General features: G+C 70.3%; 12 protein-coding genes and 2 pseudogenes. 1 reads left to right on the plus strand and 13 read right to left on the minus strand.

Annotated elements, in window-relative coordinates:
• Positions 1 to 53: 53 nt before the first annotated feature.
• The 4 genes and pseudogenes from AS97_RS42860 to AS97_RS42875 all read right to left on the minus strand — a co-directional run.
• A pseudogene (locus AS97_RS42860) lies at positions 54 to 299 on the minus strand (cobalamin-dependent protein); the annotation flags it as partial.
• Between the two features lie 111 nt (positions 300 to 410).
• On the minus strand, positions 411 to 620 hold the full coding sequence (locus tag AS97_RS42865) for an acyl-CoA carboxylase subunit epsilon (RefSeq protein WP_079059276.1): 210 nt from the start codon (positions 618 to 620) through the stop codon (positions 411 to 413).
• Between the two features lie 54 nt (positions 621 to 674).
• Positions 675 to 2,270: an acyl-CoA carboxylase subunit beta gene (locus tag AS97_RS42870; RefSeq protein WP_247204676.1), complete on the minus strand. Its 1,596-nt coding sequence runs from the start codon at positions 2,268 to 2,270 to the stop codon at positions 675 to 677.
• A 392-nt stretch (positions 2,271 to 2,662) separates the two neighbouring features.
• Complete coding sequence (locus tag AS97_RS42875) at positions 2,663 to 3,178, minus strand: zinc ribbon domain-containing protein (RefSeq protein ID WP_330789431.1); 516 nt, start codon at positions 3,176 to 3,178, stop codon at positions 2,663 to 2,665.
• A 213-nt stretch (positions 3,179 to 3,391) separates the two neighbouring features.
• On the opposite strand from AS97_RS42875, the gene AS97_RS42880 reads away from it, so the two are divergent.
• Entirely contained in the window at positions 3,392 to 4,075 is a 684-nt protein-coding gene (locus AS97_RS42880) for a TetR/AcrR family transcriptional regulator (protein WP_059146651.1), read from the plus strand.
• A 200-nt stretch (positions 4,076 to 4,275) separates the two neighbouring features.
• Here AS97_RS42880 and AS97_RS42885 read toward each other — a convergent pair whose 3' ends face one another.
• From AS97_RS42885 to AS97_RS42925, 9 genes and pseudogenes are all read right to left on the minus strand, one after another.
• Positions 4,276 to 4,896: a hypothetical protein gene (locus tag AS97_RS42885; protein ID WP_059146650.1), complete on the minus strand. Its 621-nt coding sequence runs from the start codon at positions 4,894 to 4,896 to the stop codon at positions 4,276 to 4,278.
• Complete coding sequence (locus tag AS97_RS42890) at positions 4,874 to 5,485, minus strand: sigma-70 family RNA polymerase sigma factor (protein WP_125761266.1); 612 nt, start codon at positions 5,483 to 5,485, stop codon at positions 4,874 to 4,876. The genes AS97_RS42885 and AS97_RS42890 overlap by 23 nt, the downstream gene beginning before the upstream one ends.
• Positions 5,486 to 5,727: 242 nt before the next feature.
• Positions 5,728 to 6,372: pseudogene (locus AS97_RS42895) on the minus strand (substrate-binding domain-containing protein); the annotation flags it as partial.
• Between the two features lie 113 nt (positions 6,373 to 6,485).
• Entirely contained in the window at positions 6,486 to 7,307 is an 822-nt protein-coding gene (locus tag AS97_RS42900) for an amino acid ABC transporter ATP-binding protein (RefSeq protein WP_125761274.1), read from the minus strand.
• 20 nt (positions 7,308 to 7,327) lie between these two features.
• A complete protein-coding gene (locus AS97_RS42905) occupies positions 7,328 to 8,113 on the minus strand; it encodes an amino acid ABC transporter permease (RefSeq protein ID WP_059146648.1) in 786 nt (261 codons plus the stop codon).
• A gap of 41 nt (positions 8,114 to 8,154) precedes the next feature.
• Positions 8,155 to 8,949 (minus strand): transporter substrate-binding domain-containing protein, encoded by a 795-nt coding sequence (locus tag AS97_RS42910; protein WP_210566796.1) that lies wholly within the window; start codon positions 8,947 to 8,949, stop codon positions 8,155 to 8,157.
• A 130-nt stretch (positions 8,950 to 9,079) separates the two neighbouring features.
• Positions 9,080 to 9,310 carry a hypothetical protein gene (locus AS97_RS42915; protein ID WP_059146646.1) on the minus strand — a complete coding sequence of 77 codons (231 nt, stop codon included), beginning with the start codon at positions 9,308 to 9,310 and terminating at the stop codon, positions 9,080 to 9,082.
• A gap of 99 nt (positions 9,311 to 9,409) precedes the next feature.
• A complete protein-coding gene (locus AS97_RS42920) occupies positions 9,410 to 10,990 on the minus strand; it encodes an IS1182 family transposase (RefSeq protein WP_210564187.1) in 1,581 nt (526 codons plus the stop codon).
• Between the two features lie 219 nt (positions 10,991 to 11,209).
• Positions 11,210 to 13,201, minus strand: coding sequence for a beta-L-arabinofuranosidase domain-containing protein (locus AS97_RS42925; RefSeq protein WP_210566797.1), 1,992 nt, complete (start codon positions 13,199 to 13,201; stop codon positions 11,210 to 11,212).
• Positions 13,202 to 13,235 lie beyond the last annotated feature (34 nt).

Consider the following 13,235-nt stretch of genomic DNA (forward strand, 5'->3'; position numbering starts at 1 on the left):
GTCGGCTCCAGGGTCTGGTTCGGGGCGGCGTCGAGCTGGTCGATGGTTTCGAATGTCAGGTGGCCGCCTGAAAGTACGGAGAGGCCCGGGAGTGCCGCAGCCTCGGCGAAGACGATGGCGACGATCTGTTCCGGGGCCTGGTGCGGGCCGGTGTGGATGGCCTCGTAGCCGGTGTCGCGCAGGCCCCGGGCGATGACGTTGGCGCCACGGTCGTGGCTGTCAAGCCCGGGGCCGGCGATACGGGTGCCTGGTACCGGCGCGGTACCGGCGCGAGCTGTCCGCTGTTGCGGAGTATTCATGGTCTCTCCGTTCGAATGGTCAGCGGGGCGGGAGGGCCCCACCGGCCGCCGGGGCCAGGGAGTTCGCGGTGTTTGTGCGACGACGTCGCGGCTGCGGGCCCCGTGGATTCCTCAGCGTGGCCAGTAGGAGCTGCGCCACGCTGCCGGGCCCGGCTGGGGCGGGGCGCTGCACGAGAAGTTGCGGGTTTTGACCGCCCATTCGTCCAGTCGCCGCGGCGTCGCAGGGACGGCTGAGGTCGCTGCGGCGCGGGCTTGGATCACCACGAGCGCGGCGGCCAGCTCTTCGTGAGTGGGGTTGCCCCGTACGACCGTGAACGCCATTGGCCGCCCTTTCCGAAGTCCGTGAGGTCAGTGAGGTCAGTGAGGTCAGTGGGGTCAGAGGGGGATGTTGCCGTGCTTCTTCGGGGGCAGCGACTCGCGCTTGTTCCGCAGGGTCCTCAGTCCGCGGACGATGTGGCGGCGGGTCTCGGAGGGCATGATCACCGCGTCGACGTAGCCTCGCTCGGCCGCGGTATACGGATTCAGCAGGGTGTCCTCGTAGTCCGCGATCAGTTCGGCGCGGGTGGTCTCCGGGTCGTCGGAGGCGGCGATGGTGCGCCGGTGGAGGATGTTGACCGCGCCCTGGGCGCCCATGACCGCGATCTGCGCGGTGGGCCAGGCCAGGTTGAGGTCGGCGCCCAGGTGCTTGGAGCCCATGACGTCGTACGCGCCGCCGAATGCCTTGCGGGTGATGACCGTGATCAGCGGGACGGTGGCCTCCGCGTAGGCGAAGATCAGTTTGGCGCCGCGCCGGATGATGCCGTTGTACTCCTGGTCGGTGCCGGGCAGGAAGCCGGGCACGTCCACGAAGGTCAGCACGGGCACGTTGAACGCGTCGCAGGTGCGCACGAAGCGTGCGGCCTTCTCGGAGGCGTCGATGTCCAGACAGCCGGCGAGCTGCATCGGCTGGTTGGCCACGATGCCCACCGGGTGGCCCTCGACCCGGCCGAAGCCGGTGATGATGTTGGGTGCGAAGAGCGCCTGGGTCTCCAGGAACTCGTTGTCGTCCAGGACGTGCTCGATGGCCTTGTGCACGTCGTACGGCTGGTTGGCCGAGTCCGGGATGAGGGTGTCCATCTCCCGGTCCTCGTCCGAGACCTCCAGATCGGCCTCGTCGGCGAAGGCCGGGGGCTCGGAGAGGTTGTTGGAGGGGAGGTAGGCCAGCAGGGCCTTGACGTACTCGATGCCGTCCTTCTCGTCGCCGGCCATGTAGTGCGCGACACCGGAGGTGGTGTTGTGGGTCCGGGCGCCGCCCAGCGCCTCGAAGCCGACGTCCTCGCCGGTGACCGTCTTGATCACATCGGGGCCGGTGATGAACATGTGCGAGGTCTGGTCGACCATCACCGTGAAGTCGGTGATCGCCGGGGAGTAGACCGCCCCGCCCGCGCACGGGCCCACGACCAGGCTGATCTGCGGGATCACTCCGGAGGCGTGGGTGTTGCGGCGGAAGATCTCGCCGTACATGCCGAGCGAGACCACGCCCTCCTGGATGCGGGCGCCGCCGGAGTCGTTGATGCCGATGACCGGGCAGCCGGTCTTCAGCGCGAAGTCCATGACCTTGACGATCTTCTCGCCGAACACCTCCCCGAGCGCCCCGCCGAAGACCGTGAAGTCCTGGGAGAAGACGGCCACCGGGCGGCCGTCGACTGTGCCGTAGCCGGTGACGACCCCGTCGCCGTAGGGGCGGTTCCGCTCGATGCCGAAGTTGGTCGAACGGTGCCGGGCGAACTCGTCGAGCTCGGTGAAGGACCCCTCGTCCAGGAGGAGGCCGATGCGCTCGCGCGCGGTCAGCTTGCCCTTGGCGTGCTGCTTCTCCACCGCGCGCGCGGACCCCGCATGGGTCGCCTCTTCGATACGGCGCTGCAGATCCGCGAGCTTCCCCGCGGTGGTGTGAATATCGATGTCGGCCGGCAGCGCGGGCTCGGTGCTCACTGCTTGGCTCCCTTCTGAGTGTTGGCGCTGGTGGCGTGCCAGGTGGTGAGCGAGAGCCCGGTTGCCGAGGCAGCTGTGAATGAGTTTCCGAGCGGGAACGGCACTGCCAGCCGCACCGGGGAACCCGGAATGAGGGTGTCCGGTGGGTGAGGCGGGGCCGTCAGACCGGCGCCTGGGGGCACCGTTACGTCATTGCGTCTCAGTGTTCTTGGCAGGAACGAATCGGACGGAATCGGGGGGCGGCGTGGTAGGCGGCAGCCAGGAGGGGACATTGCAGGTACTCCAGAGGTGATGGGCAATGGCCTGCGGGGCCGAACTCAAGGTCAGAAGGTGTCGTGGGGACGTACACACCCCAGACGTCGCTGGAGCGGGTGGGCGTGCTGCCTCGACCTTCATCGCCACGGAGGCTGTGGAGGCTCGCTGAGGCGGAAGAGGAGTGCCTGAGGGCCGGACTCGATGCCTTCCGTCAGACACACCGGGGCCCCGGCCCGCACGGTGAGCGGCGGCACGCCGATGACCCTGGAACACAGCCAGAATCCCTCGTTCATGTTGATGGTGGCGAGTGCGCACTGTCTCCCGGAGCTCCGGCCCATGGCCAGGACATGACGGATGACCCCGGTGCCGCAACTGAGCTCCCAGGCGAGATCGGTGGAGGCGCAGACGGGACACAACAGACGGCGGAAGACTGCGGTCCGACACCAGCGGCAGCGCTGGAAGTACAGCTCTCCACCCCCCACTCCACCCAGCGGCACCTGCGGGGGGCAGTCCGCCTCCGGGAGTGGGCTCGCGCTTGGATCGACCTCCCGTTCGATTGGGGCGCTATCGGTGGTTTCGATCGCTGTATGGAGCACGGTGTCCTCCTCCGTTCCCGTCCCGAAATGACCCGTGACGGGAGGCGAGGTTCTCACCGATCACGGCTGTAGCACGTCGGCACCGCTGTGGCGGCGTGATTCACAAAGTATGGGACTCAGTTCCGAAAGTAAAGGACTCAGTCCCAGCGACTTCATGTGATAGGGGCCTCGCCGCGTCACTCGGCGCCCGATGCTCGCAATGCGGTGTTCGGTCCCGTCGAGACGAGGCAAGTGGCGTCTGCGCGGTGAGACGGGGAAAGATGAGCGGTCATGAGCAAGCCACCTGCACGGATCCGACTGGCAGACGCCGCATTCGCGCTCTTCGACGAGCGCGGATACGAGCAGACGACCGTCGACGACATCGCCGAGCGAGCGGGGCTCGGGCGCACGACGTTCTTCCGGAACTACCGATCCAAGGAAGACGTCATCTTCCCGGACCACGACCGGCTCCTGGAGTTGATCAGAGATCGGCTGGCGACCTCGAGCCACAGCACCGCTCTGGTCGCCGTGTCAGACGCGGTTCGACTCGTACTGCTGCACTACCTGGAGGAGGGCGACCTGGCGAGGCGGCGATATGCCCTCACGAGCAAGGTGGCTGCCTTGCGTGACCGGGAGATCGCCAGCGTGGGCCGCTATCAGCGACTGTTCCGGGAGTTCATCGCCGACTGGATGGGGGGCCCGACGGAACCGGCGTCGCTGAGGGCCGAACTCATGGCCGCAGCGGTGGTCGCCGCCCACAACCACGTGCTGCGTCGCTGGCTTCGGGGCGAGTCGTCCGACCCGGTCGCCGAGGTGGACGAGGCGATGCGTGAGGTGCTCGCCCTCTTTCCGGCGCCCGGCTCCTCACCGGCGCCCGGCGGTGGGACCACCGTCGTCGCGTTCAGGACCGGGCAGGACATCGACACCCTGCTCCCCTCGCTGCGACGTCTCGTCGAGGACGACGCCGGGCACTGAAGCCCGCTCCGTTTGATCGAGTGATGCCGCGCACAGCGGAGACAGGGGTGCGAGGGGCGTGCGTGGCGTGTGTACCGAACAGAGCGACCGAGGTGTCCCGGCGGTCGTGTGCTGCCGCTCGACGGGGTTGAGCACGGTTCCCTCTCCGGGCGAGTGGTCGGCCGGCTCCGTCCGGATGTCGGCCGGGCGGTAGGTGTTCTTCACTGGAACTCAGGAGGGCAGGGGGTGTGAGCTGCTTCCGGCAGGGTGCGGGTGATCCGGTCGCGCATCGGCGGTACCTCCTGGCCTTGGAAGGTGTCGGGAATCCGTCCTTTGCGCCGGGGGACGAGCAGGAGGAGGTGGTCCCCGGTGGCGTATGCCTCGGCGGGGTCCGCGACGGCGGGGTCGGCGAGGTCGAGGCGTGCCGTGGCAGGGCCTGTGCCGGGCTTGAACCACCGGTCCACGGACACGGTCACCTGTACCCGGCCCTGGCCGGCCGGACGTACCGCGGTGAGGTCACCTTCTACTACGGCGGTCGCGCAGGCGAGCGCTTCGGGGAAGGTCTGTCCCCGGCCTGTGGTGTCGGCATCCTTTCCGGAGCCGTCGCCGGCGGTGACCGTCACCGTCACGACGATGGCGGCGGCGCAGGCGGCTGCCGCCGCGGCGAGTGCCACCCGCACACGACGCCGTCCGCGCTGGGAGCGGGGCGCGGTGGCGATGGTGCGGACCGACACCGGTGGGTCCGCGGGCGCCGCGGTGGGGCCCGGGCGTCCGGCCTCTTCTCCGATCAGTGCGAACGCCCGTCGCAGTCGGGTCTCCTCAGTCTCGGTCGGTTCGGTCACCGTGGATCACCTCCGTCTCGCGCAGCCGGGTGCGCAGTGCGGCCACGGCCGTGTGCAGGCGGCTTTTGACCGTGCCTTCGGGGACGCCGAGTACCCGGGCGATGTCACGCACCTTGAGATCGGCGTAGTAGCGCAGCGTCAGTACCTGGCGCTGGTGAGGGGGCAGGGAGCCGAGTCCGTCGGCCACCGCGAGGGCCGTTGTGCGGTCCTCTTCGGTGTGTTCCACGACGGGCTGCCGCGCCCAGCGGGCGGCGAGCCGGGCACGCAGCCCGTCGTCGCGCGCACCGGCCCGGTGCCAGTCCGCGGCGACGCGGGAGGCGACGACGCTGCTCCACGCGGAGGTGTCGCGAACCGCCGCGCGAGCCGGATCGGCGCGTTGTTCCAGCAGCTTCAGCCGTACCTCCTGCACCCCGTCATCGAGGTCGCCCCAGGGCACGCCACCCAGGGCCAGGATCGCGCGCACGCGCGAGACGTCCACATCGGTCCTGGCGGGCGTAAGGGCGTCGGGCGTGTGTCTGTCGGGCCCGCGGGGGTCAGTGGCGTCGGCGCGGCGCCCGATACGGCGTAACGTGCGGCGGCGTCCGGTCATGGGTTCCCTCCCTGTCCCTCCTGGGACGGAGGAGTACCGGGAAACGTTCGGCTGTGCCTGGCGATGAGCGGTCTTCCCGCAGACCGGCGTCTTTACAGGAAGGCTCTGCCCCGCGCATGGGCGGTTGGGCGGCGCGGATGGGCGGGACCGGTGGGCGGTGCGAAGGATGGCATATCAGGTGTGAGGGAGGGGACTGGCGATACGGGCCCGTCCGGACAGCCGTGCAGCGTTCGATCCCTCGGTCATAAGAGAACGCGAAGTGGGGGAGCGGTACTGGACCGGACCATGAGCCGGGTGGACAGCTCGGTCCGGATCGCCTCCGGTATCTCGCCGGTCATCAGCCGCAGCAGCGTGCGCAGCGCCGCGGCCGCCATCTCCGACAGTGGCTGACGGACCGTCGTCAGCGCGGGCGTGATCCAGCGGGCCTGCGGCAGATCGTCGAAGCCCACGACGCTGATGTCCCGCGGCACCCTCAGCCTCCGTTCCCGGGCCGCCTGGTACACACCCGGCACCATCTGGTCGGAGCAGACGAAGACGGCGGTGGGCGGCTCGGGCAGATCCAGCAGCTCGGCCATCCGGTGGCGCGCCCCGGCCTCGGTGATATCGCCGTAACGCACATACGCGGACGGCACCGGCAAAGCGGCCGCCGCCATCGCCGACCGGTACCCGGCGACCCGGCCACCGTCGCGCACCGCCCGCCCCAGGCCGCCGATCACCGCGATCCGGCGGTGCCCCAGCTCGATGAGGTGCTCGGTCGCGGCCATCCCGCCCTGCCAGTTGGCGGCCGCCACGGACGGCACCCCGGGCGGCGGGTCGTGCGCGGGGTCGATCATCACAAACGGGATCCGGTGCTCATCGAGCCAGGAGTACTGGGCGGGGGCGAGTTCGACGGCTTTCGACTGGCCGACGCGATCGACCTGCGTCCCGCCCGCTGACCACGCGGACCCGCGCCCGTACGAAGCTCAGCCGCCCGCACGAGGCTCGGCCGCCCGCACGAAGCTCAGCGGTCGATCCGCGCTCCGCGCGGGCCCGTGTCCGGCACCTCCCCGACCCGCGCCGCGGCCGGGTTGAGTACCCGGGTGAGAAAGGCGCGGGTGCGGGGATGGACCGGATCGGACACCACCTGCTCCGGTCCGCCCTCCTCCACGATCACCCCGTCGTCCATGAACACGACCCGGTCGGCGACCTCCCGCGCGAAGCTCATCTCATGGGTGACGACCAGCATCGTCATCCCCTCGTCCGCCAGGGCGCGCATGACGGCGAGCACATCGCCGACCAGCTCCGGATCGAGCGCCGAGGTCGGCTCGTCGAAGAGCATCAACTCCGGGTCCATGGACAGCGCCCGGGCGATGGCCACCCGCTGCTGCTGTCCGCCCGACAGCTGGGCCGGATAGGCCGACTCCTTGTCGCTCAGGCCGACCCGCCGCAGAGTGTCCCGCCCGATCCGTACCGCCTCCGCCTTGTCGCGGCGCAGCACCCGCCGCTGGGCGATGGTGAGGTTCTCCAGGGCGGTCAGATGCGGGAAGAGATTGAACGCCTGGAACACCATGCCGATCCGCCGCCGCACCCGGTCGATGTCCACGTCCGGGTCGGTGACCTCGGTCCCCGCCACGGTGACCGAGCCCGAGGTCGGCTCCTCCAGGAGGTTGACACAGCGCAGCAGCGTCGACTTACCGGATCCCGACGGGCCGATGACACAGACCACCTCGCCCCGCCGGACGGTGAGATCGATGCCCTTGAGCACCTCCAGCGCGCCGAAGGACTTGTGCAGCCCCGCCACATGGATGGCGATGCCGTCCGCCTCGCCGGTCTCCTTCACCACCGTCGTCTCCTTCACGCCGGTCACCTCGCCTTCGCCGAACGGGCCTCGAGCCGGCGCACCAGATGGCCGAGCGGCACGGTGATGATCAGGTAGCACACCCCGGCGACCAGGATCGGGGTGAGGCTGCGGTGCTGATTCAGTGCGTCCCGGCCGAACTTGGACAGCTCGTACTGGTCCAGGGAGAGCCCCAGCAGATAGACCAGGGAGGAGTCCTTGGTCAGCAGCACCAGTTCATTGGTGAGCGGCGGCAGGACGATGCGGAACGCCTGCGGGATGATGATCGAGGCCATCGCCCGGCTGTGGGACATGCCCAGCGAACGCGCCGCCTCCATCTGCCCCTTGGGCACCGCCTGGATGCCCGCCCGCATCGTCTCCGCGATGTAGGCGGCCCCGACGAGCCCCAGTGCCAGCATCACCGTGACGTGCCGGTCCAGCGCCACCTGGAAGGCGAGCGGCACCCCGAAGCCCAGCGCGATGAACACCAGCAGCGCGGGCACTCCGCGGAAGAACTCGATGTAGGCGACCGCCAGCCAGCGGTACGGCGGCACCTGTGAGAGCCGCATCAGCGCCAGCACGACCCCGAGGACCAGGCCGAAGCCGAAGCCGAGCAGGGTGTAGACGACGGTGTTGACCAGGGCGGTGGTGATGATGTCGGGGAACAGGGACCGGGCGACCTCGGCGTCGAAGAAGGCGCGCCGCAGTTCACCCCAGTCCGCGGCCAGGACGATGGCGAGCAGCAGGGCGATGAGCACGGCGTACTGCACCGCTCGTATCGCCCGCGCCCGCTGCCGGCGGGTCATTGCCATAAGTGTGCGGACTCCTCAGCTCCGATGGCCGTCAGCGGGTGTCACTTCTTGGGCGCGGTACCGAACCACTTCTTGTAGATACGGTCGTAGGAGCCGTCCGCCCGGGCGTCCTTCAGCACCGCGCCGATCTTTTTGCGCAGTGCGTCATTGCCGGTCCGCACGGCGATGCCGTACTGCTCGCCGGTGTCGAACTCGGCCGTCACCGTGGTGTCGGCGTTGTCCTTGACGTAGTCGTAGAGCACACCGTTGTCGTTGATGCCGGCGTCGGTCTGCCCGGTCTTGACGGCGGTCAGCAGCAGCGCGAGATCCTCGAACTGGACCAGCTTGGCGCCCTTGGCGTGCTTCTGGGCGTAGCTCTCACCGGTGGTCCCCTGCTGGACCGCGAGCTTCTTGCCCTTGAGGTCGGCGAGGGACTTGTAGGGCTTGCCCTTGGTGGTGAGCAGCGCCTGCGTGGCTTCGAAATACGGGGCGGAGAAGTCCAGGTTCTTCTCGCGTACGTCGGTGATGGTCATCCCGGCGGCGGCCACGTCGCACTGGTTGGTGTTGAGGTCCTCCCCGGACTGGATGCCCTCGAAGGGCGTGTCCAGGATCTCCTGCTTCACATCGAGCGCCGAGGCCACGAGGTCGACGATGTCCACATCGAAGCCGACGATCTTCTTGCCCTGCTTGGACTGGAAGGGCGGGTAGGGCAGATGCGTGCAGGTCGTGAGCTTCCCGGAATTCACCAGGCTGATGTCGCTGCCGCCGGACCCGGACGACTTGGTGCTGGTGCACCCGGCCAGGAGGGCGGATACGGCAGCGACGGCTATGACGGGCAACGCGGAGCGAGCGGACACGGCACCTCCGGGACAGGGGTCGGCGGACGACCACGGACCTCATGATCAGTGAGTCGGCCCGAATCCTCCCACCGGATATGCCGCGGTGTCTTTACGCGCGCAATTGCGACCGGATAACGGAGAGGCGAGGTCAGCGCCGCCGGCGCCGCTTGCGGCGCTTGCTCCAGAACCATCCGGCCGGCGGCTCGTCCGCCCGCCAGGGCTGGGGCTCGGGCCCGCCGCGCCGCCACCGCGCGGTCAGCATCCGGGTGCGCGCGGCGGGCTCGGCGACCTCGGCGTCCCGTATGAAGTCCTCGTCGAGGGTGACGTCGTCCCAGCCGTCGGCGTCATCGTCCCCGCGGGGGGTGGATCCGGTGCTCAAGGGGCACCTCCCGTTGCCGTGGTGCCGCTCGGGCACTAGAAGGCCGATGAAGATCTTGGTGAGGGGCTGTCCGGCCGGAGGCCGGATGGCCCCTCTTCGTTATGTGGTGGCTGGGGCGAGGTGCCAGGCGCCGTCGATGCGGGTGAGTCCGAGGTTGATCAGTCGGCGGAGGTTGAGGGCGGCGGCTCGGGTGTGGAGCCAGGTGTCGTTCTTGAGGGTGCCGCGGTAGCGGAGTCGGCGGTTGCCGTGGTGGACGAGCCATGCGACGGCGCGTTCGACCGGTGGTCTCCAGCGGCGGTAGTCGGCCTGCCAGTCAGGATCGGTGGCGGCCTGGTGGCGGGCGGCCGCTTGGAGGTCGTGGTGCGGGCGGATGGTCAGGATGCGTCCGGCCTTGGCCTTGGTGCACTGCTCGCGCAGGGGGCATCCGGTGCATAAGTTCCCGAAAGAGGCTTTGCGCTGGTGGTGCTGCCCGCCGGGGTCGGACAGGCCCACGGCGTGTCCGGCCGGGCAGGTCACGATGGCGGTGGTGGTGTCGATGGCGAAGTCGTCGAGGGTGAAGCCGCCGGGGACGGCGGGCCGCAGCGGGGCGGGTTTGAGGAACAGCCGGTGCCCGGCCCGGTCCAGGGCCTGGCGGGCGTCGCCGGTGGAGTAGGCGGTGTCACCGAAGGCGTCCACCGGGGTGTCCTCGTCGGCGAGCAGCTCAAGACCCACGGCAGCCTCATGGTGCTCGGGCCCGGAGCCGGGCCGCAGGGCGACGGCGGTGTATAAGCCGGTCTCGGGCTCGATGGCCAGATGGGCCTTGAAACCGTCCTGCTGGTGGCTGCGGGTCTTGTGGATGTGCCGGGCTTCCGGATCGATGGTGGAGACCATCCGGCCAGGGACGGTGCCCCGGGTGATGCGCCAGCGTCCGTCGCGGCCGTCGGAGTCCTCGGCGGGCTCGACGTCCTGACCGGCGACCAGGGCCAGGATGCCCACCGCGTTCGCGGCCTTCTCGCCGAGTTGCTGTTCGGGCAGGTGGCCCAGCAGCCGCAGCGCGTCCGTGACGAGTGCGTCGACCAGCTCGGCGCGGGCCTGCTCGTCGTTCCAGGCGATCTTCGGTTTGCCTGGGTCGGTGTAGTCGTGGGCGGTGCACTGGGCAGCGGCGGCCGTGTCGGCGCCGGGGACTTCGCGGATCACCGCGCGGACGGCGGCGATGATCTGGGTGACGGTGTCCTGGGTGGCGACCGCGTCGTCCAGCACAGTGGAGTCCAGAGCCCGGCGGTGCTTGCCCTTGAGGACACCGGTGGCCTTCACGACCTCGCGTACGGTCTCGAAGATGCGGTTCGGGCGGGCGGAACGGGCCAGCCGGCGGCGGAAGTAGGCCAGCAGCGATGGATCGAACGCCATGTCGTTGAGGCCCAGGCCGCATGCGGCCTTCCACCGCAGGTCGCACCGCAATTCCTGGACTGTCTCGAAGTCCGACAGCCCGTGCAGGGCCTGTAGCGCGATCGCGGCGGCCAGGATCTGCGGCGGCATGCTCGGCCGTCCATTCGCCGACGGATACATGTCCACGAACATCTCAGCCGGGAACAGCTCGCCACGATGCTCGGCCAGGAACGCGAACACACTCCCGGCCGGAATCAGGTCCCGGCAGGTCTCCCACACATCCGGCCCGACCATCTCGCCGACCCACTCACCCATCGCCACAAGACAAGTCTGGCCCTGCCGCTGACACGGCAGGGCCAGAACCCAAGATCTTCACGAGCCTTCTAGAGCGTGTTCCTCGAGCGGTGAACGCATGGGGTGTCCGCCGAGTTCCGGTGGCCACCGCGTGGCACATGCCGGGGCCCGGTGGAGATCAGCCGGTCCGGGCGTGACCGAAGACCAGCAGGTCAGGGGCCTGGTCCGGTCCTGCGAGGGTCAGCCGGCCGGAGGCTGGAGCGGGGTCCACACCCGCATCGCGCCGGGCTCGCGGTTCGCCCACGCGTAGTACGGGATCGCGGTCACCGGCACCGGATCGAGGGCTTCCGCGCCGCCCGTGTCCAGGCCCGGGCGCGCGCCGCCGGCAGAGCCCGCGCCGCCGTCCCGGTACGGCCACCAGCCATCGCGGGCGACGGCATGGCGCAGGGCCAGGGAGGTGATCACGGTCACCCCGCCCAGCAGCTCCGGCCGGTGCTCCGCGCTCAGCGTCGCATCCGGGTCGAGGGCGATGTCGTCCAGCCGCAGCCCGGCGGGCTGGTCGGGCTGCTCCAGGCAGTACACCAGCGGGCCGCGCTCGATCGCGGCGCAGCCGCGCACCCCGTCGGCCCGTGGATCGGGCCGGGTGAGCCGGGGGGTGAGGGACAGGCTCAGCACGACCGTCTCGCCGGGCCGCCAGCGGCGCCGCAGCCGCAGCCAGCCGTTGTCGGCCCGCTCGGCCACCGGCTCTCCGCCGACCGTCGCCTCGTACGCCGTCGCCCAGTGCGGGATGCGCAGCGACAGCGTCCAGTCCGTGTCCCGCGGGGCCGTGTCCACGACCACCGCGATCCGCCCCTCCCACGGGTAGCCGGTCCCCACCCGCACCGCCCCGCCGCCCGCCTCGTACGAGCCGGACGCGTACTGGTGGAGCTGCAGCCCCTGGGCGTCGCCGCTCGCCATGTAGTGCGGCAGCGAGGCCAGCAGCCGCATCACATTGGGCGGACAGCAGGCGCACCGGAACCACGGCGTCCGGTGGGCGCTCCGGCCACTGGTGGCATCCTTACGGCTGTCATCGTCCTGGCGGACCTGGAGCGGATTCACATAGAGCCAGCGCTCACCGTCGATCGACACACCCGACGCGAAGCCGTTGAAGAGGGTCCGCTCCACCAGATCGCTGTAGCGGGACTCCCCGGTCAGCAGTGCCATCCGCCATCCGAAGTGGATGGCGGCGATGGCCGCGCAGGTCTCCGCGTACGCCCGGTCTGGCGGCAGCTCGTACGCGTCCCCGAAGGACTCCAGCTCGTGCCGGGACCCCACCCCGCCCGTCAGATGGGTCTTCGTCGTGGTCATGTCCTCCCACAGCCGAACCAAAGCGTCCCGCAGCCCCGCGTCGCCGGTCTCCGCCGCCACATCCGCGGCCCCGGCCAGGAGATAGAGCTGGCGCACCGCATGCCCGGCGACCGCCGTCGCCTCCCGCACCGGGATGTGGTCCTGCCAGTAGGCCGCCCCGGGCCGCGGGCCGGGCGAGCCGTCCGCCGGGCCGTCGCCGAGGCTGCCCTGCCCGCGCCGGTCCACGAAGTACCCCGCCAGATCGAGATAGCGCCGCTCACCGGTCTCCCGGTACAGCTCGACCAGCGCCGTCTCTATCTCCGGGTGTCCGCACACCGTCTCGTTCCTGCCGGGCCCGAACGTGGCGTCGACGAGATCGGCGCAGCGCACCGCCACATCGAGCAGCCCGTCCGCGCCGGTGGCCCGGTGGTGCGCGACCGCGGCCTGGAGGAGGTGGCCCGCGCAGTACAGCTCGTGCCCCCAGTGCGGTTCCGCCCACCGCCGGGCATCCGGCCCCAGCTGGTAGTGCGTCTGCAGATAGCCGTCCTCGGCCTGCGCGGCCGTGACCAGCCCGGCCAGCCGCTCCACCTGCCGGGCCAGCTCCTCGGCCGGCCCCTCGCCGCCGTCCGCCAGCTGCCAGGAGGCGGCCTCGAGCCACTTGTGCACATCGGAGTCCTGGAACGGGAAGTCGCCCCGGAAACCGGACTGCGCCGGCGCCGCGCCCGCGGCGGCCCGCAGGTTGGCGAGATTGCCCGCCCGCTCCAGCCGGTCCGGCCCCTGGGGGACGCTCACTTCGGCGTTGACACGGCGTCTGGTGGCCCAGAAGCCTCCGGTGATCCGCGCCGCGGTGGCCGGGCGGAGCGCGGTGTGCGCTCCCTGGGAGAGCCGGATCGGACCTGTGGACATGCTCTGCCCCTTACGCCGCGCCGCCGGCCGTTCC

Source organism: Streptomyces sp. AgN23 (genome assembly GCF_001598115.1).
Lineage (GTDB): Bacteria > Actinomycetota > Actinomycetes > Streptomycetales > Streptomycetaceae > Streptomyces > Streptomyces antimycoticus.